The sequence below is a fragment of the Delftia sp. PE138 genome, assembly GCF_018320755.1.
Lineage (GTDB): Bacteria > Pseudomonadota > Gammaproteobacteria > Burkholderiales > Burkholderiaceae_C > Comamonas > Comamonas tsuruhatensis.
The window spans coordinates 175,757-194,433 of record NZ_JABEPN010000009.1 but is presented as its reverse complement, the minus strand read 5'-3'; the positions used below and the strand labels follow the sequence as shown (position 1 = coordinate 194,433).

Here is an 18,677-nt window from a genome sequence, read left to right as displayed (position 1 = left end):
ATTCATCAGCAATTTTCAGTTTACGGCAATCAATTGCCTGCCTAGCATGGGCCCACAACAAAAGCACCGGAGACAAGACATGCAACGCCGCATCCTGCTGGCCGCAGCCGCCCTGCTGCCCTCGCTCGCCACCGCTCAAACCCCGCCAACCCCGCCCGACTGGCCCGCGCGGCCCGTGCGCATGCTGGTGGGCTCGGCCCCGGGCGGCGGCACGGATGCCATGGCACGCGCCGTGGCCGACCGGCTCGCGCCGCTGCTGCGCCAGCCCGTGATCGTGGAAAACCGCCCCGGCGTCTCCAACACCCTGGCCGTGGACATGACGGCCAAGTCCACGGACGGGCACACCATGGTGATGGGCGTGGTCACGGCCCATGCCATTGCCCCGCACCTGCTCAAGCTGGGCTACGACAGCAACCGCGACCTGGTGCCCGTGGCCTATGTGGGCGCAGTGCCCAATGTGCTGGTGGTGGGAAACAGCCTGCCCGCGAACTCGGTGCAGGAACTGGTCGCCCTGGCCCGCAAGGAGCCCGGCAGGATCAACTTCGCCAGCAGCGGCACGGGCAGCACCCAGCACATCGCGGCCGAGATGTTCAAGGACGCGGCCGGCATTGAACTGACCCACGTGCCCTACAAGGGCAGCGCCGCCGCCCTGGTGGACCTGGTCAGCGGCCAGGTGCAGATGAGCTTCGACACCATGCCTTCGGTGATCGGCCAGATCAAGGCCGGCAAGCTGCGCCCGCTGGGCGTGACGTCACCGCGCCGCAACGCCCAGCTGCCCCAGGTGCCGACGCTGGCCGAGGCCGGCCTGCCGGGCGTGGAGATAGGCGCCTGGTACGGCATCTACATGCCAGCGGCCACACCCCGCGCCGTGCAGGCACGGGTGCACGACGAGGTCAACAAGGTGCTGGCCATGCCCGAGACGCGCACGCGCCTGGAGGCCGTGGGCGCCGAGCTGCAGCCCATGGGCCAGGCGGAGTTCATTGCCTTGCACAACGCCGAGTACCAGCGCTTTGGCGAAATCATCCGCAAGAACCACATCAAGATCGACTGAGCCGCACATGCCCGCATCCGAACTTCCCGTCGTCGCCCTGACCCTGGGCGATCCCGCCGGCATAGGCGCCGAACTGATCGCACGCCTGCTGGCGCGGCCCGAGGCCATGCAAAAGGCCAACATCGTGCTGGCCGGCGACCCCTGGCTGTGGCAGCAGGGCCAGCGCATCGCGGGCCTGCAGGTGTCCACCGCGCCCATCGCCAGCATGGCCCATGCACGGGGCCGCACCGACACAGCCCTGCCCGCCTTCCTGGCCATGGACACGGTGGCCCCCGATGCCGTGCACCAGGGCCGTGCCGAAGCCGCAGGCGGGCGCTCGGTGCTGCAGGTGCTGGACCTGTGCATGGACGCGGCCCAGGCCGGCCAGATCGACGCCATCTGCTTTGCGCCGCTCAACAAGCAGGCCATGAAGCTGGGCGGCCTGCGCCATGAGGACGAGCTGCACCACTTTGCCGAGTACCTGGGTGTGAGCGGCTATTTCTGCGAATTCAATACGCTGGGCGATCTGTGGACCTCGCGCATTTCGTCCCATGTGCCGCTCAGGGACGTGGCCGGCTATCTGAGCCAGGAGCGCATCGCGCAGGCGGCCGAGCTGATCTACCGCGCGCTGCTGGCCAGCGGCATGGCCACCCCCAAGGTGGCGATTGCGGGCTTCAACCCGCACAACGGCGACGGCGGCACCTGCGGGCGCGAGGAGATCGACATCATCGCGCCGGCCGTGCGCGCGCTGCAGGCCCGCGACTGGCCCACGCCCGATCCGTTCCACGGCCCCTTCCCGGCCGACACCATCTTCCTGAAGGCCCAGGCCGGCGAGTACCAGGCCATCGTGACCATGTACCACGACCAGGGCCAGATCGCCATCAAGCTGCTGGGCTTCTCGCGCGGCGTGACCGTGCAGGGCGGCCTGCCGATCCCCATCACCACGCCGGCCCACGGCACGGCCTATGACATCGCGGGCCAGGGCCGGGCCAGCGTGGAGGCCACCTGGCAGGCCTTTCTGATCGCCTGCCGCATGGGCGCCGCGCGCCTGTGCTGACTGACTTCACTCCCTCGCCATCACCATCATGAAAATCAAATCCGTCCGCGCCCGCGTCTACGAATGGCAAGGCAAGACCGTGCCGCCCCAGGGCAACTTCTGCTCCAACGCCATGGACCTGCTCTATGCGCCGCAGGAGACCATGTCCACCTTCCGCTTCCATTCCTGGACGGTGGTGGAGATCGAGACCGACGACGGCATCGTCGGCCTGGGCAACGTGGCGCTGGCGCCGCGCATCGCCAAGGCCATCATCGACGAGTACCTGGCGCCCCTGGTCATCGGCCAGGACCCGTGGGACTACGAGTACCTGTGGCAGCGCATGTACCGCGCCACGCACGCCTGGGGCCGCAAGGGCGTGACCATGGCCGCCATCTCGGCCGTGGACCTGGCCATCTGGGACATCCTGGGCAAGAGCGTGAACAAGCCTGTGTTCAAGCTGCTGGGCGGGCGCACCAAGGAAAGGATTCCCTGCTACTACAGCAAGCTCTACCGCACCGACCTCAAGGCCATGCAGGAAGAGGCGCAAAAATTCCTGGACCAGGGCTTCAAGGCCTTCAAGATGCGCTTCGGCTACGGCCCGGCCCATCTGCAGGAAGGCGTGCGCGAGAACCTGCGCTCGGTCGAGGCCGTGCGCGAGGTCATAGGCTACGACTGCGACCTGATGCTGGAGTGCTACATGGGCTGGAACCTGGAGTACGCCAGGCGCATGCTGCCCAAGCTGGAGAAGTTCGAGCCGCGCTGGCTGGAGGAGCCCGTGATCGCCGACGACATCGACGGCTACGCCGAACTCAGCCGCCTCACCAGCATTCCGATCTCGGGCGGCGAGCACGAGTTCAGCCTCTACGGCTTCAAGCAGCTGCTCGACAAGAAGGCCGTCAGCGTCGTGCAGTACGACACCAACCGCGTGGGCGGCATCACGGCCGCGCACAAGATCAATGCGCTGTGCGAGGCGTTCAGCGTGCCCGTCATCCCGCATGCGGGCCAGATGCACAACTACCACCTGACCATGAGCACGCTGGCCTCGCCCATGGCCGAGTACTTCCCCATCTTCGACGTGGAGGTGGGCAATGAGCTGTTCTGGTACATCTTCGACGGCGAGCCCGTGGCCGAGAACGGCTTCCTGCAGCTCAGGGACGATGTGCCGGGCCTGGGCCTCACGCTCAAGACCGAGTACCTGGACCAGTTCCGCATCGTCGAATGAGGGAGCACGCCATGCCCGGAATTTCTCGGCCGCGCTACAGCGGCATCTTCCCCGTGGTACCCACCACCTTCCACGAGGACGGCACGCTGGACCTGGCCAGCCAGAGGCGCTGCCTGGACTTCATGATCGACTCGGGCGTGGACGGCCTGTGCATCCTGGCCAACTTCTCCGAGCAGTTCCTGCTGGCCGATGACGAGCGCGAGACCCTCACGCGCACGGCGCTGGAACATGTGGCGGGCCGCGTGCCCGTGATCGTCACCACCACGCACACCTCATCGCGCGTGTGCTCCGAGCGAAGCCGCCGCGCGCAGGACATGGGTGCGGCCATGGTGATGGTCATGCCGCCCTACCACGGCGCCACCTTCCGCTTCGGCGAGGCCCAGATCCAGGGCTTCTTCCAGGCCGTGTCCGATGCCATCGCCATTCCCATCATGGTGCAGGACGCGCCCGCCGCAGGCACGCCGCTGTCCCCCGCCTTCCTCGCGCGCATGGCCCGCGAGATCGAGCAGGTCTGCTACTTCAAGATGGAAACCGCAGGCGCCGCCGGCAAGCTGCGCGAACTCATCGCCCTGGGTGGCGAGGCCATCGAAGGCCCCTGGGACGGCGAGGAAGCCATCACCCTGCTGGCCGACCTGCAGGCCGGCGCCACGGGCTCCATGACGGGCGGCGGCTTTGCCGACGGCATACGCCCCATCATCGAAGCGCACAGAAACGGCGACCCCGACACCGCATTCGCCCTCTACCAGCGCTGGCTGCCCCTGATCAACCACGAAAACCGCCAGGCCGGCTTCCTGGCCGCCAAGGCGCTGATGAAGGCCGGCGGCGTGATCGCCTGCGACGCGCCGCGCGCGCCCTGGCCGCCCATGCACCCCGAGGTGCGCCGCCAGTTGTTGGACATTGCACGGCGGCTCGATCCGCTGGTGCTGCGCTGGGGGGGTTGAGGCAGTTGAGGTCTCAGCAGAAGAAAACCGCCGCCTGTGCATGGGCTATGCTGCCGCTCTGTGCCTGCCAGCCCCACCGATCAGACTGCCGCCCATGTCCGCAACCTCTTTGTCCCCGTCCAACGTCGAACTGGACGACGCGCTGTATGCCAGAGCCCTGTCCTGGAACGACGCCCAGTCCCTGGCCCAGCAGACCGTGAGCTTCTTCATGGCGGAGGCCGAGCACACCATCGGCATCGACATGCAAGTGCTCAGCGCAATGCAGACATCGGCCGACACGCCCGGCATGCTGCAGTTCTCCCTGGTGTTTCGCGGTCCGCGCCAGCCGCAGCTGCCGCAGCGCACTTACCGCGTGCGCCATGCGCAGCTCGGTGACTACGCCATCTTCATCACGCCCATTGCGCAGTCGGCAGGCCATGTCGATTACGAGGCCTGCTTTTCCCATGCCGTCTGAGCCGTTCGTGCCCGAGCTGCCGCCGCTGTATCTGGAGGATGTGCAGTTGCGCCTGGCCGAAGAAGCCGACTACGCTTTTCTCCGCGCCCTGTACCGCCAGGTACGCGCTGCCGAACTGGCGCCCGTGCCCTGGAGCGAAGCCGAAAAGCATGCCTTCTGCGATTCGCAGTTCGCTTTGCAGGATCAGCACTACCGCAAGCACTACGCACACGGTGCGTTTTTCGTGATCGAGAGGGCAGGTCTGCCTATAGGCCGGCTCTACCTCAATCTCGCACCCGGGCCGCTGGGAGTGATGGACATCTCGCTCGACGCCGCTGTTCAAGGCCAGGGACTGGGCACGGCCCTCATGCAATGGCTGGCCGGCTGGGCAGATCAAGAAGGGCGCGACATGCAGCTGTTCGTGGAAGCCAACAATCCAGCCCGGCGCCTGTATAAGCGCCTGGGCTTTGTCGAGCAGGACCAGGAAGGCATCTACCTGCGCATGCGCAGGACCGCGGCGCTCAGCCGCGGTTGAACACGGCTTCCAGCAGACCGCCTCGCGCGTCGCTGGGGCTCAGGAAGACGGCGTGGCTTCCCAGAGCCGGATGAGAGATTTCCCAGGTGTCCTGCAGCAACGCGCCAGGGCGGGACAACTCGAACAGTGCGCTGAAAGAGCGGTCGCCGTGCAGTGTGTGCGGCAGCGCTGCCAACGAAACCAAACGTAACTCGGAAACTTCTCCTGCTACCGAGAAGCTATGGCCCAGCAGCGGCTGAAAGTGGCTGCGGCGCAACTCCATGCCAGCCGCACAGGCGATCACTGGAATCCCGGAAACGGCCGCTGCAGCGGGAAAGGCCCCTGCAACCTGCATGAAAGCACGGCGTCCTGTCTTCATCGTGGCCCTTCCTGCCCAAGCAACAGAAGCAAAATATTTTTGCTGCGAAACAGGTTGCCATACTAAACTATTTTGCAATTATTAACGTTTACTAACCCCACCCTGTCATGGCTCAACCCTTTGTTGGGGAAATCCGCATGTTTGCCGGCAACTTCGCGCCGGCAGGCTGGATGTTCTGCGAAGGGCAGCAAATGCCCATCTCGGAATACGAAACCCTTTTCACTCTGATCGGCACGACATACGGCGGTGATGGCCAAAGCACCTTCGCCCTGCCAGACATGCGTGGCCGCATCCCCCTGCACGCAGGCAACGGATTCCCGCTGGCTCAGGCCGCTGGAGTCGAAGACGTCACGCTGACCGTCAATCAGATTCCAGCCCACACGCACGGCGTTCCCGCGTCCTCGGGCACAGGCTTTCTGGCCTCGCCCGCCGACGCAGTGTTTGCCAAGCACAGGGATCACAAGGCCTTTGTGAACGGCGTCCCCGCCACGCCCATGGCTGCATCGATGGTGAGTTCGGTAGGAGGGTCGCAGCCGCATACCAATATGCCGCCCTTCCTTTGCGTGAACTTCATCATCTCGCTGTTCGGCATCTATCCCTCCCCCACCTGATGTCTACCCCCTTTCTCGGAGAGGTTCGCGTCTTCTCCTTCAACTTCGCCCCCAAAGGCTGGGCTCTTTGCAATGGGCAGTTGCTGCCCATCAACCAGAACCAGGCACTGTTCTCGCTGCTGGGCACCACCTATGGTGGCAACGGGCAGACCACCTTTGCACTGCCCGACCTGCGCGGCCGCATGCCCATGCACATGGGAGCCGGCCATACGCAGGGAGAGAGAGCAGGCGAGCAAACCCACACCCTGACCCTGTCAGAGATACCGCAGCACAGCCACGCCATGGCCGCTTCCGGCACTACGGGCCAGGCGACATCGGGCAACGGCAACCTGCCTGCAGCGGCGCGCGGCCACTATGCGCAAAGCGGTGATACGACCATGCCAGCCCTGCTGGCCAATGTGGGCGGCGGCCAGCCACACCTCAATATGCCGCCCTATCTGGCACTGAGCTTTTGCATGGCCATGCAAGGCCTCTTTCCTTCTCCGACCTGAAGACCATGTCCGATCCCTTCGTCGCCGAAATCCGCATTGGCGGATTCAACTTCGCACCCCAGGGCTGGGCCTTTTGCGATGGTCAGCTCATGCCGATTTCTCAGAGCACGGCGCTGTTTTCCCTGCTGGGAACGACATACGGTGGAAATGGCAAGTCCAACTTCGCGCTTCCCGACTTGCAGGGCCGCATGCCCATGCACCCGGGCCAAGGACCTGGACTGTCACTGCGCGATCTGGGCGAATCCGGCGGTGTTGAAACCGTGGAGCTGCAGGCATCGGAAATTCCCGTCCACAGCCATCTGGCCCGAGCGGGCACGCCTGCGGATCCCGCTGTAGCAAGCCCGGCAGGCGCCGTCCTGGGCACCGCACCGACGCGCCCGTACATCGCGCCAGCCTCCAACACCTCTGCGGTCACCATGGCTCCCCCTCAACCTGCGGGCGACAGCCAGCCACACAACAATCTTCCGCCCTACCTGGTCATGAACTTCATCATCGCCTTGCAGGGCATCTTCCCCGCACGGAGCTGAGTACACCTATGCGCAGTTCCATTGCGGCCTTGACCCTGTTGACCTTGACCACGGGGGCTCAGGCCGATCCTCTGGTGCAACGCGAGTTCTCTGGCAGGGACAACCGCTTCATAGAAATGCCCGGGGCCGGCTTTCGCGCCATGGCCTCAGGCAAGCGCATCAGTTTCGACGCGCAAGGCATGAGCATCGACCTGCCCGGCCGGGCCACCAGCGTGCAAGGCCGGTCGGTGGCCGCATCCGGCGTGGCCCGGAGCCTGAGCCTGCGCCCGGATTCGCGCCTGCGCTACAGCTTCGAGAACGCATCGATGTCGGCCCCGCAGGGCCTGCACCCTTCGCCCACGCTCTACCACTGGCTGGTCGGCGAAGCCGCGCAATGGCGCACGGGCCTGCGCAGCTTCGGTGCCTTGGGCTACCGCAGTGTCTGGCCCGGCATTGATGCCGTTTTCCAGGGCGAGCCCGGCGGTCTGAAGTACCAGTTTGAACTGGCTCCTGGTGCCGATGCCGCACAGGTCTGGCTGCGCGTGGAAGGTGCGACGGATGCACGCATCCTGCCCACGGGAGCGCTGCAGTGGAGCATAGGCAACGACCTTTTCACCGACGATGCACCGCTGGTCTACCAACCCCGGGGCAATGGCCGCGTGGACGTGCCCGCCCGCTATCGGCTGGAGCAGGTGGACGCCACCACCTGGCGCGTGGGCTTTGAGCTGGGCAGCCATGACAAAGGCCTGCCGCTGGTCATCGATCCGGCCTGGACCGGCTACTCGGGCCTGGTCGGAGGCAACTCGGCCGACCAGGTCAACGCCGTGGCGCGAGACAGCGACGGCAACACCTACGCCTGTGGCGTGACGCAATCGTCCGACCTGCCCAACGCAGGCAGCAGCAAAGGTGGCGAGGATGCCTTCGTCGTCAGATTCGATCCCAAGGGTGTCCCCTTGAGCGTGACTTATGTGGGCGGATCGGGAGACGACGCCTGCAACGGCCTGGCCGTGGACATACAAAACCGCATCCACCTGGCGGGCAGCACGGAATCCACCGGCTTCCCCCTGCTTGGCACAGATGCCAACCAACGCTTTCGGCGCAGCAAGAGCACGACGGATAGGGACGCCTTCGTCATGCGCCTGGCACCAGACGGTGCCGGCATTCTGTATTCGGGCCTGATTGGTGGAACGGGTGACGATCAGGCCAATGCCCTGGCTCTGGACACCCTTGGCCGGGTCTATGTGACCGGATTCACGGAAGGCAAAGGCTTTCCTGCCGTGAACGGGCCGCAGCTCAACCACGGCTTTGGCCCTGCGCAGTCAGAAATGCGGGATGCCTTCGTGGCCCGCATCGACGCTTCAGGCAGCGGGCTGGAGTACGCCGGATACATCGGCGGCGACGGCGGCGCCGACATCGGATATGCCATTGCCGTGGACGGCACCGGCGCGGCCTATGTGGCTGGCGCTACCGACTCTGTCTCGGGGATGCCGGGCGCCACGGGCCTCAGGACACAAATCAATTCGCGCGCCATCGATGGATCAGACGGCTTCGTCGCCAAGATCCGGGCCGACGGCAGCGCCTTCGACTACTTCACGCTGCTGACAGGCTCGGGCGCCGGTGCGGACCGTGCACTGGCACTGAACCTGATGTATGACGGCTCACTGCTCGTGGGCGGGGAGACCGGGTCAGACAACTTTCCTGCCGACAACGGCGGACTGCGCAAGGGCCTAGGGCCGCAGACCGCGCGCAGCACCGGCATGGACGGCTTTGTGCTGCGTCTGAATGCATCAGGAGACCAGGTGCTGGACGCCACCTACCTGGGTGGCAATGGCTACGACAGCGTGGAAGGGCTGGCCGGCGACGGCGTGCAGTGGTTCGCCACGGGCAGCACCAGCAATGGCGCAGGCTTTCCCGTCAAGGCACAAAGCGGCCTGTCCACCACTCCAGGAGGCAAGCAGGACGGCTTCCTGGTCAGCATCGCAACCAGCGATCCGAACAACTGGAACTATGCAGGGTTCCTGGGCACCTCGGAAAACGAGGCCATGCGCAGCCTGGCCGCAACCAATGTGCAGGGCAGGACCCTTCTTTCCGTGGGCGGCGCCACCACCACATCGGGCACCAACGGCCTGACCAACCCTGCGAACAGCGCCCTCAGCGCAAACGAGAGCCTTTCGAATGGTCTGGTATTTCGCATCGATCCTTTCGGCCCACCTGCGGCCATGGCGGTGCTCACTGGCTCTCAACAGTCCACCCGCATCCAGCAGCCTTTTGCCACGCCGTTGTCGGTCAAGGTCACCGACATCGACGACCAGCCGCTTGCCGGCATCATGGTGGACTTCAATGCGCCTGCCGCATCGGGGCCATCCACCACCTTTGCCACAAGAACCTCGGTCACGACCAACGACCAGGGCATCGCATCGCTGAGTGCCACAGCCAACCTGTTCGCCGGCAGCTATACCGTGACGGCGCAGGCAGGGGCGGCCAGCACCTCGTTCTCGCTGACCAATGACAAGAGCCCGCAGGCTGCACTGACGGCAAGTGCAGCACTGCAGACCCTGCCCTATGCCGGCACCACCACGCTGAGCGCCAACGGCGGCTCTGGCGCAGGCGCCATCAGCTACGCCGTAACTGCAGGCGCGGCCTATTGCACCCTGACAGGCAACACGGTCACAGCCACGGCTGTGGGCGATTGCACCGTGACGGCGACCAAGGCGGGAGACGCCAGCTACCTGGCCGCCACGACCACCGTGGACATCTCGGTGATCAAGGCCCAGCAGCCTGCGCTGACGGCGACGGCAACACCCAGCACGCTGGCGGCCTTCAGCACGGCCGCGCTGTCAACCAGTGGCGGCGCAGGGTCCGGCGCCGTGGGCTTTTCCATCACGGATGGAGCCGCCTTTTGCTCCGTCAACGGCAACACGCTCACTGCGGAAGGCACGGGCTCCTGCACAGTGACCGCCACCAAGCTGGGCGATGCCAACTACCAGGACACGCTGGCCACCACCGTGGTGACCGTGACCCCTGCAGCCCAGGTCACCCTGAGCGTGCAGTCCACGCCTTCGACCCTGACCTTCGGCGCCACGGCAACCCTGGCGACCACTGGGGGTTCGGGCAGCGGCGCCGTCACCTACGCCGTGACGGGTGGTGCCCAGTTCTGCGCGGTGACGGGCAACCAGTTGAGTGCCATTGGCGCCGGCAGTTGCACCATCACGGCCACCAAGGCTGGCGACATCAACCACCAGGCCATCAGCGCCAGCACCACCGTCATCGTGGCCAAGGCTGGACAGACAGCACTGTCGGTGCAGGCCAGTCCTGCAGCCATCAGCTTTGGCGGCATTTCGCAACTGAGCACCACGGGCGGCTCGGGCACCGGCGCCATCGGCTTGAGCGTCGCGGGCCCCTGCAGCATCGCGGGCTCCACGCTCACCGGCCTGGGTGTCGGAACCTGTACGGTCACGGCCACCAAGGCAGCGGATGCCGACCATGAAGAGGCCACGGCCAGCACTTCGGTGACGGTGTCACAGGCAAGCCAGGTGGCCCTGTCCGTGGTGGCATCACCCGCCAGCATTCCCAAAGGCGACTCCAGCACGGTCACCGTCACTGGCGGCAGCGGCAGCGGTGTGCTCACGCTGGCGCTGACGGCAGGCGCTGGCAACTGCACGCTGTTCGGCAACACCGTCACCGGCACGGCCGTAGGCAGCTGCACGGTGACGGCGACCAAGGCGGCCGATGCCAACCATGCACAGGCCACCGGCTCGGTACAGATTGCAGTCGGCAAGGCAATCCAGAACATCACCTTCGATTTCTCGTCCCTGCGTTATCTGAGCCCCCAGGCCCTGTCGCTGGCAAACGCCGCCGCAACCAACTCCAACCTGCCGATCAGCTTCAGCAGCCTCACTCCTCAGACCTGTGTGGTCACGGGCACCTCGCTGCGGCTGATGCGCACGGGAGATTGCACGCTGCAGGCCAGCCAGGCCGGCGATGCCGAGTACGCCGCGGCAACGCCCGTGAACCAGACCTTCACGATCACCCTGCCCCCCCACTCTCTGAGCACCATCACCGGTACCGTGGGCGGAACGACGGTCTCAGCAGAGATTGCTGCGGGAAGCCCATGGGTCTTCACACCCATGGGAACAGGCCCGGCGCAGACTGCGGGCTTCATCCCGCTGCAGGGGCACATCAGGTCACCTGCCGACGCACCGCCTGCCAATCTTCAGTTCCCGCTGGGCCTGTTCGATTTCGCTGTCCACAACGGTGCGCCGGGATCCACGGTGAGCATCAAGCTCACGTTCCCGAACAATCTGCCCCGCAATGCACAGTACTGGAAGTACGGCCCCACGTCCGACAACGCAACGCCGCACTGGTATCACTTCACCGGCGCGCAGTTCAACGCCAGCGACAACAGCGTGACGCTGACGATTGAGGACGGCAGGAACGGCGATGACGACCTGGATGTGAACGCCTTCATCAGTGACCCGGGTGGCGTGGCCGTGCTGGCCGCCGCTGCCGGCGGCAGCCCCGCGGCCATTCCCACGCTTTCGCAATGGGGCCAGTGGACGCTGGCAGCGCTGATGCTGGGCGTCGCAGCCCTGGCCGGACGCCGCACGCGAATGCGCAAGCCGCGCTGAGTCGTACGCTGTAGCCGGGGCTGCTCACGCGCCCCCGACTACCCGAGTCAAGCCTCCACGATCCCCGACACATCCAGCACATACATCTGCCGCTGGTGCTCGTGCACGGAGTCGATGCAGACCTGGCGCCCGTCACGGCTCCAGCGCGGGTGCAGGTCGCAGCGGTTTTCCTTGCTGAGATCGGGCGAGGCGTAGAAGCTGCCCAGGTCGTGGCGCTCGCCCGTGTGCATGTCGTACAGGAAAAGGAAGCGCTCGTGCGTTCGGTCGTCGGGATAGGTGTCGCTGAGCAGCCAGCGCGTGTCCACGGGCGAGAAGCTCATGTGGCCGTTCTCCACCAGCACGCCTGCGCCCACCACCTGCACGTCACCGCCGTCCACATCGTCATAGAGGTGATAGTGGATCTCCCCGGCATGCGGGCCCCACACAATGATGTGGCTGTCGTCCTGCCATAGCGGATGCGAGATCTGGTATTCGGACTTTTCGTAGTCGAACGTGCCCACGGCCATCGGGTCGAAGTCGTCGGCCAGCTGGGGCAGCGGATGGTCCGAGCATTCGAGCAGGCGCATGTCGGAGCCGTCGGGCGCCATGGTGATGAGGCGGTGCAGAAAGCAGGTTTCGTCCTTGACGCGTTCGGTCCAGCGGTGCAGGAAAAGAATGCGCGAGGAAGACGGGTTGACCTCGATATGGCTGACCCAGTGGATGGCCTTGTCCATCGATGTGCGGTGATGAAATGCCTTGAGGCGCGCATAGCTGGCCAGCAGCCTTGCCTCGCCCGTCGCGACCTCCATGCGCCAGATGCCGTCGTCCTCGGGCGCCAGGGGCAAGGCGAAGGGACCACCCTCTTCGCTATAGCCGATGGTTTCGTGCGTGACGTACAGACGACGGTAGTCCACGCACAGCGCCCAGGCACTGCTGGGCGCCACCACATACACAGGCATGGGCAGGGTGCGCCGCGCGCCGCTGTCCACATCGATGACCACGGAGCCGAACCCCGGATAGCGCCCCCCGGATTCTGCCGTCCTGTCGTTGTGGATCAGTTGGCGGCCCGCCAGCCCGTCAAGCCACTGCAGTTGGCTGCCCATCTGCCAGTTCCAGGCGCCGGTCTCGCCCACGGCGTGGAAGCGGTCGCCGTTTTCGGTATCGAAGTAGCCGATGGACGCCCGCGCCTGGGGCGTGAGGTACTGGTCCATCCACGGCGTTTGCTGCGCCAGCACCAGGCGATTGCTGCGGTCCCAGCTGGACTTGTTGTAGTAGCCGAAGAAGTGGTGCTGGCGGCCATCGCCCAGGCGGCGGCAGGGGACGAAGGATGCGGGGGTGTTCGAAGTCATGGAGCGTTTCATTGGGCGGAGATGTGGCCTTCGGCGATCACGCGGTCCCAGCGCTGCTTTTCGCGGGCAACGAAGGATTGCGCCTCAGGCAGGCTGTTGGCGACGGCGCTCATGCCCTGCTCTTGCAGGCCCTTGCGGAACTCGGGTGTGGCCACGACCTTTCGGATGTCGTCATTGAGCTTTTTGACGATGGCCTCGGGCACCTTGGAGGAGACGGCCACCGTGGTCCAGGAGGTGGCCACAAAGTCCTTGAGCCCGGACTCGGCCGCCGTGGGCACGTCCGGCAGGGCCGGCAGTCGCTGGCTGCCCGTGACGGCCAGCGCCTTGAGCTTGCCGCCGCGTATGTGCGACAGCACCGTGGGCGGGTTCTCGAACATGAGCTGGATCTGGCCGCCCAGCAGGTCGTTGATCGCGGCCGAGCTGCCGCGATAAGGCACGTGCACGATGGGCGCGCCCGCCTGCAGCTTGTACAGCTCACCCATCATGTGCACGGACGAGCCCACGCCGGCCGAGCCGAAGTTGACCGTGCCAGGCGCCTTTTTGGCCAGCGCCGTCAGCTCGGCCAGGTTGCTGGCGGCAAGGCTGGGCGTGGCCACCACCACATGCGGCATCTCGGCCAGCACGGTCACCACGCGCAGATCCTTTGCGGGGTCATAGGCCAGCTTGCTGTATACGCCATAGGCGGCATGCAGGCCGATGGAGCCCACCATCAGCGTGTAGCCGTCGGCCGGCTGATCGGCCACATATCGGCCTCCCAGATGACCGCCCGCGCCGGGCTTGTTTTCCACCACCACCGGCTGGCCCCAGAGCCGGCTCAGGCGGTCGGCCAGCATGCGTGCCTGCACGTCAGAGCTGCCGCCTGCAGTGAACGGCACGATGATGCGCAGCTGGCGCCCCGGCTGGGGAAAGCCATCCTGCGCGATGGCGGCGACTGGTGCCGTGCCAGCCAACGAGGCGGAGATGGCCACAGCGAGCATGGCGGCTTTGCGGCCTGCGCTTGTCTTGATCATGGAATCCTTTCGATGGCGCTGCTGCGCCTGGGCAAACGATGCAATGAGGCCAGTGTAGAAAGCCGGGCATCTTTGGAAAAATGCATTTTTCCGTGGCCTCTATACAGAAAAGATATACATTGCCAGCCACCCCGAGCAGGACCGAATCGCCATGTCCAGACCCCTGAGCGCCCGAGAGATCGAGGCCTTCCGCGCCGTCATGCAGACCGGCACCACCACGGCCGCCGCGCGGCTGCTGCACACCACGCAGCCTTCGGTCAGCCGGCTGCTGGCCCAGATGCAGGCGGCCGCAGGGCTCAAGCTGTTCGACATGCACAAGGGCCGGCTGCGCCCCACGGCCGAGGCCGTGGAACTGTTCGCCACCGTGCAGCAGCATTTCCTGGGGCGCGAACGCATAGAGCGCGACCTGGCCGCACTGCGCCAGTCCGGCGCCGGCACGCTGCGCATAGGCTGCACGCCGGCCCTGGGCCTGAGCGTGATCCCGGCCGTGGTGCGCAGCTTCGCGCAGCGCTACCCGGGCACCCACATCAGCCTGCAGACCCTGGGCTCCACGCCCTTGCGCGAGGGCCTGCTGCATGGCCACTTCGACCTGGTGGTCAGCACCATGGCGCTGAGCACGCCCGAGCTGGATGCCACCGTGCTGCACCGCAGCCGCGCCGTCTGCGTCATGCACCCGGACCATGCATTGGCCACGCGCACACGGCTGCACGTGCGCGACCTGCAGGGCCAGCTGCTGCTGACCCTCAACGCCGATGACGACATCTGCCTGCAACTGCGCCACACCATGCAGGAACACGGAATAGAAGCCGGCTCCACCATGGAGACCACCTACTCCTCCACCATCTGCACCCTGGCCGCCCAAGGGCTGGGGCTGGGCGTGGTCAACCCCTACGTGGCCTCGGTGTTCGCGCGCGACCTGCGTGTGCAGCCACTGCTTCCAGCCTGCGCGGTGGAGGTGGTGCTGGCCCTGCCGCCCCAATACGCGCCCACCGAAAGGGCTGACTGCTTCGTGCAGTTGCTGCGAGAGCAATTGCACGCCTATCCGCAGGCTCGCACGCCCTAAAATTGCGGCCGATTGGAGACAAGCGGTTTGCAAACGAGTACCCACGAGCCCATGCTCACCCCTGCCGAGCGCGAGGCCATCAATTCCGGCCAGTGGTTCTGCAGCCTTTCGCCCTCGCTGCGCCATGACATCCTGCGCCAGACCACGGTCCGGCGGCTCAAGGACGGGGCACTGATCTATGCACGCGGCGATGTGCCGCACAGGTGGTATGCCTGTGCGCAGGGCGCCGTGCGCATGAGCTCGACCAGCCTGTCGGGTCGGCAGACCACGCTGGCCTATGTGGAGCCGGGTGCCTGGTTCGGCGCCATGTCCACCTTCCTGGATGAGCCGCGCACGCGCGATGCCTATGCCCATGGCGACACCACGCTGCTGTGCGTGGACAAGGAGAGCTTTCACGCCATCCTGGCCACGCATGTGGAGTTCTACGACGCCCTGCTGCGCCTGCAGGCCCACCGCATACGCCAGACCTACGGGCTGGTGGAAGACCTCAACACCCTGCCCCTGCGCGCACGCCTGGCCAAGCAGCTGCTGCACCTGTCGCGCAGCTACGGCACACAGGTGCTGGACGACCCGCGCGAGCTGCGCATAGGCCTGCAACTGGTGCAGGAGGAGCTGGCCCAGTTGCTGGGCGCCTCGCGCCAGCGCGTGAACCAGGAGCTCAAGCGCATGGAGCGCGACGCCTGCATTCGCGTGGAAGCCCAGGGCCTGGTGGTCAGGGACCTGGTGGCCCTGCAGACCATCGTGCGCGAGGCCAGCCTGGCCGGCGCCTGAGGCCGGCGCCGGTTCAGCTGCGGTTCAGCGCCGCCAGTCGATTCTTGCCGGGCGGCCCGGCAGATGCAGCGCAGCCGTTGCAGCAGGCGCCTCGGCCAGCAACCGGCCCTTGCGGAACACCTTCAGGCGCGTGGCGCGCAGCCGTATCGCCTCGGCCGCATCGCGCGCCTGCAGCAGCACGAAGCTGGCATCGCAGCCGGCCTCGATGCCATAGCCGTCCAGGTGCATCACACGCGCCGCGCGCGTGGTCACGGCGTCGAAGCAGTCGCGCATGCCGTCCTGGCTGGTCATCTGCGCCACATGCAGGCCCATGTGGGCGACCTCCAGCATGTCGCCCGAGCCCATGCCGTACCAGGGGTCCATCACGCAGTCATGGCCGAAGGCCACGTTGACGCCTGCGGCCAGCAGCTCGGGCACGCGCGTCATGCCGCGGCGCTTGGGATAGCTGTCCTGGCGGCCCTGCAGCGTGATGTTGATCAGCGGATTGGCAATCACGGCCACGCCGCTTTCTGCGATCAGCGGCAGCAGCTTGCTCACGTAGTAGTTGTCCATGCTGTGCATGGAGGTGCAGTGCGAGCCCGTGACGCGGCCCTGCAGGCCCAGGCGCTGCGCCTCGAAGGCCAGGGTTTCGATGTGGCGCGACAGCGGGTCGTCGGACTCGTCGCAGTGCATGTCCACCAGCAGGCCGCGCTCGGCCGCCAGCTCGCACAGCAGCCTGACGCTGTCGGCACCCTCGGCCATGGTGCGCTCGAAGTGGGGAATGCCACCCACCACGTCCACGCCTTTGTCCAGCGCCCGCCGCAGGTTGGCGACGCCGCCGGGCGAGCGCAGCACGCCGTCCTGCGGAAACGCCACCAGCTGCAGGTCGATATAGGGAGCCACCTGGCGCTTGACCTCCAGCAACGCATCGACGGCCAGCAGGCGGGCATCGCTGGTATCCACATGGCTGCGGATGGCCTGCAGCCCCTTGGCCGCCGCCCAGTCGCAATACTCCAGCGCGCGCGAGATCAGCGCCTCGGCCGTGAGCAGCGGCTTGAGCTCGCCCCACAGCGCTATGCCCTCCAGCAGCGTGCCGCTGCGGTTGACGCGCGGCAGACCGTGGCTCAGCGTGGCATCCATATGGAAATGCGGATCGACGAAGGGCGGCGAGACCAGCTGGTGCTGCGCATCGACCACTTGGTGGGCTGGCGCCGAAAGACCGGCCGCGACCTCGACGATGCGCCCGCCCTGCACGGCGATGGACATGTCCTGGCGGCCGTCGGGCAGCGTGGCGTGAATGACGAGTAGATCAAGCATCTGCGTATTCTGCGGGCATGGCCGCACACCCGCAGACTTGCCTGACCACGCTGAATGGCCTGCCAGCGGTCAGACCGAAAGCGCAAGGGATCAGGGGGAACTACTGGTAGCTGATGGTGAAGGTCGCCGCCGCATTGGCACTGCCTATGGTCACTTTCTCTTCGGTCTTGACATAGCGCGCCGTCAGCGGGATATCCAACCGCTCCTGCCCGTAGGCAACAGACCCTGCAAACCATTGATTCCTGTTGCCGGCGGCATTGGAGTCCGGGCCAAAGCCCAGTATCTGGTCATCCTTGCGGATCTGCACACCCACACCTTTTGCCACCGAGGTTTTCGACAGGGTCAGAGCATTCCCGATATTTCCAGGATTTGCCACATCCGTCAGGGTGACATAGGCGTTGGTCAACGAACCTGGAATGCCGCCCTTGCACAACAACGAGATGAGGAAGGAGCGGGGAGCACCGGTTGAGCCGATTGAGGTGAGTTTTTGAGCGACAGTCTGGGCCATGCGCACGGGCTCCGGCGCCTGTGGGGTACAAGTGGGCACCCTGGGCCGGAGGACGACGGGCGAGGAAAAGCTGTATTGAGCGAGAATCTGGCCAGATGCATCAGTCGCGCGTTCGTACAGGAAATCGCTGTTCAGCACGCCACCTGCAGTGATATCGCCATCTGCGGTCTTGATCAACTCAACTTTGACATCGGAAAATTGATATGCAAAAGATCCGGGGTGATCGGAATGCTCCGAAGTACTTACAGGCGCAGCACCATGTATAGTCGAAACCCTCATTCCAATACCCTCGACTGTCGTCGGGTATATATTATTGACTGGTGTAGATTTACCTACGCTATAGCCCATGACCCGTTGCTTACAATTCATCAATCTCTTGCCAACCCCATTACTCAGTACCGCCACAGCGGCTTTTGAGTAAATCACCGTGTTCTTGGCCACAGTGGGATTGAATTCTGGGGGATTGAAATTACTGAACACATACTTGTAATAGCCTGCCCCATCACTTGTATCTTTAATTTCGCATTGGGACCATGCGGAGGTGGCCATCATTGCAAAAATAAGTATCATGACAGCCTTGTTTATTCTGCAAAAAGCACCTATGAATATATGCATTCTGAATACCTCCGAATAATAAAAAATTCCAAGGCCGCATTTCCTTGGTAAATTTTCAATCATAGGCACCTTTCATCCGAGATGAAATCAGATCAATCTGATTCAAGGTCTGCCCGGTGCCATGAAGGTCGTGGCGAGGCAGGCGATGGACATGTCCTGGCGGCCATCGGGCAGCGTGGCGTGAATGACGAGTAGATCAAGCATTTGCGTATGCTGCGGGCAGGGCCTGGCGCTCTCTCTTTCGGTAGGGTTTCATCAGGGCCTGCGGATAGCTGGCCCTGCGCTGCCGGCATGC

General features: G+C 65.2%; 17 protein-coding genes. 12 read left to right on the top strand and 5 right to left on the bottom strand.

Annotated elements, in window-relative coordinates; all coding sequences use genetic code 11:
* Positions 1-79: 79 nt before the first annotated feature.
* The 6 genes from HFGMBDPB_RS25485 (at position 80) to HFGMBDPB_RS25460 (ending at position 5,197) form a co-directional block, all read left to right on the top strand.
* Positions 80-1,051 carry a Bug family tripartite tricarboxylate transporter substrate binding protein gene (locus tag HFGMBDPB_RS25485; protein WP_212646529.1) on the top strand — a complete coding sequence of 324 codons (972 nt, stop codon included), beginning with the start codon at positions 80-82 and terminating at the stop codon, positions 1,049-1,051.
* 7 nt (positions 1,052-1,058) lie between these two features.
* Positions 1,059-2,087 (top strand): 4-hydroxythreonine-4-phosphate dehydrogenase PdxA, encoded by a 1,029-nt coding sequence (locus HFGMBDPB_RS25480; protein ID WP_212646528.1) that lies wholly within the window; start codon positions 1,059-1,061, stop codon positions 2,085-2,087.
* 28 nt (positions 2,088-2,115) lie between these two features.
* A complete protein-coding gene (locus tag HFGMBDPB_RS25475) occupies positions 2,116-3,288 on the top strand; it encodes an L-rhamnonate dehydratase (protein ID WP_123690827.1) in 1,173 nt (390 codons plus the stop codon).
* A gap of 11 nt (positions 3,289-3,299) precedes the next feature.
* The gene (locus HFGMBDPB_RS25470; protein ID WP_212646527.1) at positions 3,300-4,229 is read left to right on the top strand and encodes a dihydrodipicolinate synthase family protein; all 930 of its coding nucleotides are present in this window, start codon (positions 3,300-3,302) and stop codon (positions 4,227-4,229) included.
* Between the two features lie 94 nt (positions 4,230-4,323).
* The gene (locus tag HFGMBDPB_RS25465; RefSeq protein WP_212646526.1) at positions 4,324-4,683 is read left to right on the top strand and encodes a DUF6916 family protein; all 360 of its coding nucleotides are present in this window, start codon (positions 4,324-4,326) and stop codon (positions 4,681-4,683) included.
* Positions 4,673-5,197, top strand: coding sequence for a GNAT family N-acetyltransferase (locus HFGMBDPB_RS25460; protein ID WP_212646525.1), 525 nt, complete (start codon positions 4,673-4,675; stop codon positions 5,195-5,197). Before HFGMBDPB_RS25465 ends, HFGMBDPB_RS25460 begins: the two co-directional genes overlap by 11 nt.
* Here the strand turns inward: HFGMBDPB_RS25460 and HFGMBDPB_RS25455 are convergent.
* On the bottom strand, positions 5,184-5,555 hold the full coding sequence (locus HFGMBDPB_RS25455; RefSeq protein WP_016447528.1) for a DUF6916 family protein: 372 nt from the start codon (positions 5,553-5,555) through the stop codon (positions 5,184-5,186). The genes HFGMBDPB_RS25460 and HFGMBDPB_RS25455 overlap by 14 nt on opposite strands.
* Positions 5,556-5,692: 137 nt before the next feature.
* Between HFGMBDPB_RS25455 and HFGMBDPB_RS25450 the strand changes: the two genes are divergently transcribed.
* The 4 genes from HFGMBDPB_RS25450 to HFGMBDPB_RS25435 are packed head-to-tail and all read left to right on the top strand — an operon-like array spanning position 5,693 to position 11,791.
* Entirely contained in the window at positions 5,693-6,166 is a 474-nt protein-coding gene (locus tag HFGMBDPB_RS25450; RefSeq protein ID WP_016447529.1) for a phage tail protein, read from the top strand.
* Positions 6,166-6,657: a phage tail protein gene (locus tag HFGMBDPB_RS25445; protein WP_016447530.1), complete on the top strand. Its 492-nt coding sequence runs from the start codon at positions 6,166-6,168 to the stop codon at positions 6,655-6,657. The genes HFGMBDPB_RS25450 and HFGMBDPB_RS25445 overlap by 1 nt, the downstream gene beginning before the upstream one ends.
* 5 nt (positions 6,658-6,662) lie before the next feature.
* Positions 6,663-7,184, top strand: coding sequence for a phage tail protein (locus tag HFGMBDPB_RS25440; RefSeq protein ID WP_043790765.1), 522 nt, complete (start codon positions 6,663-6,665; stop codon positions 7,182-7,184).
* 8 nt (positions 7,185-7,192) lie between these two features.
* Positions 7,193-11,791 (top strand): IPTL-CTERM sorting domain-containing protein, encoded by a 4,599-nt coding sequence (locus tag HFGMBDPB_RS25435; protein ID WP_212646524.1) that lies wholly within the window; start codon positions 7,193-7,195, stop codon positions 11,789-11,791.
* 47 nt (positions 11,792-11,838) lie between these two features.
* On the opposite strand, the gene HFGMBDPB_RS25430 is transcribed toward HFGMBDPB_RS25435, so the two are convergent.
* Both HFGMBDPB_RS25430 and HFGMBDPB_RS25425 read right to left on the bottom strand, forming a co-directional pair.
* The gene (locus tag HFGMBDPB_RS25430; protein WP_212646523.1) at positions 11,839-13,131 is read right to left on the bottom strand and encodes a hypothetical protein; all 1,293 of its coding nucleotides are present in this window, start codon (positions 13,129-13,131) and stop codon (positions 11,839-11,841) included.
* The gene (locus tag HFGMBDPB_RS25425; protein ID WP_016451306.1) at positions 13,128-14,129 is read right to left on the bottom strand and encodes a Bug family tripartite tricarboxylate transporter substrate binding protein; all 1,002 of its coding nucleotides are present in this window, start codon (positions 14,127-14,129) and stop codon (positions 13,128-13,130) included. Before HFGMBDPB_RS25425 ends, HFGMBDPB_RS25430 begins: the two co-directional genes overlap by 4 nt.
* A gap of 151 nt (positions 14,130-14,280) precedes the next feature.
* Between HFGMBDPB_RS25425 and HFGMBDPB_RS25420 the strand changes: the two genes are divergently transcribed.
* Together HFGMBDPB_RS25420 and HFGMBDPB_RS25415 are read left to right on the top strand one after the other, a co-directional pair.
* Positions 14,281-15,192 (top strand): LysR family transcriptional regulator, encoded by a 912-nt coding sequence (locus HFGMBDPB_RS25420; RefSeq protein WP_212646522.1) that lies wholly within the window; start codon positions 14,281-14,283, stop codon positions 15,190-15,192.
* A 51-nt stretch (positions 15,193-15,243) separates the two neighbouring features.
* On the top strand, positions 15,244-15,963 hold the full coding sequence (locus HFGMBDPB_RS25415) for a Crp/Fnr family transcriptional regulator (protein ID WP_016451304.1): 720 nt from the start codon (positions 15,244-15,246) through the stop codon (positions 15,961-15,963).
* Positions 15,964-15,987: 24 nt separating this feature from the next.
* On the opposite strand, the gene HFGMBDPB_RS25410 is transcribed toward HFGMBDPB_RS25415, so the two are convergent.
* Together HFGMBDPB_RS25410 and HFGMBDPB_RS25405 are read right to left on the bottom strand one after the other, a co-directional pair.
* Entirely contained in the window at positions 15,988-17,259 is a 1,272-nt protein-coding gene (locus HFGMBDPB_RS25410; RefSeq protein ID WP_012206794.1) for an amidohydrolase family protein, read from the bottom strand.
* Between the two features lie 100 nt (positions 17,260-17,359).
* On the bottom strand, positions 17,360-18,445 hold the full coding sequence (locus tag HFGMBDPB_RS25405; protein ID WP_212646521.1) for a fimbrial protein: 1,086 nt from the start codon (positions 18,443-18,445) through the stop codon (positions 17,360-17,362).
* Between the last annotated feature and the right edge of the window lie 232 nt (positions 18,446-18,677).

Coding starts and splice junctions, on each gene's coding strand:
- HFGMBDPB_RS25425 (WP_016451306.1), bottom strand. CDS start 14,129: ATGATCAAGACAAGCGCAGGCCGCAAAGCCGCCATGCTCGCTGTGGCC.
- HFGMBDPB_RS25440 (WP_043790765.1), top strand. CDS start 6,663: ATGTCCGATCCCTTCGTCGCCGAAATCCGCATTGGCGGATTCAACTTC.
- HFGMBDPB_RS25475 (WP_123690827.1), top strand. CDS start 2,116: ATGAAAATCAAATCCGTCCGCGCCCGCGTCTACGAATGGCAAGGCAAG.
- HFGMBDPB_RS25445 (WP_016447530.1), top strand. CDS start 6,166: ATGTCTACCCCCTTTCTCGGAGAGGTTCGCGTCTTCTCCTTCAACTTC.
- HFGMBDPB_RS25415 (WP_016451304.1), top strand. CDS start 15,244: ATGCTCACCCCTGCCGAGCGCGAGGCCATCAATTCCGGCCAGTGGTTC.
- HFGMBDPB_RS25460 (WP_212646525.1), top strand. CDS start 4,673: ATGCCGTCTGAGCCGTTCGTGCCCGAGCTGCCGCCGCTGTATCTGGAG.
- HFGMBDPB_RS25410 (WP_012206794.1), bottom strand. CDS start 17,259: ATGCTTGATCTACTCGTCATTCACGCCACGCTGCCCGACGGCCGCCAG.
- HFGMBDPB_RS25455 (WP_016447528.1), bottom strand. CDS start 5,555: ATGAAGACAGGACGCCGTGCTTTCATGCAGGTTGCAGGGGCCTTTCCC.
- HFGMBDPB_RS25435 (WP_212646524.1), top strand. CDS start 7,193: ATGCGCAGTTCCATTGCGGCCTTGACCCTGTTGACCTTGACCACGGGG.
- HFGMBDPB_RS25470 (WP_212646527.1), top strand. CDS start 3,300: ATGCCCGGAATTTCTCGGCCGCGCTACAGCGGCATCTTCCCCGTGGTA.
- HFGMBDPB_RS25430 (WP_212646523.1), bottom strand. CDS start 13,131: ATGAAACGCTCCATGACTTCGAACACCCCCGCATCCTTCGTCCCCTGC.
- HFGMBDPB_RS25420 (WP_212646522.1), top strand. CDS start 14,281: ATGTCCAGACCCCTGAGCGCCCGAGAGATCGAGGCCTTCCGCGCCGTC.
- HFGMBDPB_RS25405 (WP_212646521.1), bottom strand. CDS start 18,445: ATGATTGAAAATTTACCAAGGAAATGCGGCCTTGGAATTTTTTATTAT.
- HFGMBDPB_RS25485 (WP_212646529.1), top strand. CDS start 80: ATGCAACGCCGCATCCTGCTGGCCGCAGCCGCCCTGCTGCCCTCGCTC.
- HFGMBDPB_RS25465 (WP_212646526.1), top strand. CDS start 4,324: ATGTCCGCAACCTCTTTGTCCCCGTCCAACGTCGAACTGGACGACGCG.
- HFGMBDPB_RS25480 (WP_212646528.1), top strand. CDS start 1,059: ATGCCCGCATCCGAACTTCCCGTCGTCGCCCTGACCCTGGGCGATCCC.
- HFGMBDPB_RS25450 (WP_016447529.1), top strand. CDS start 5,693: ATGTTTGCCGGCAACTTCGCGCCGGCAGGCTGGATGTTCTGCGAAGGG.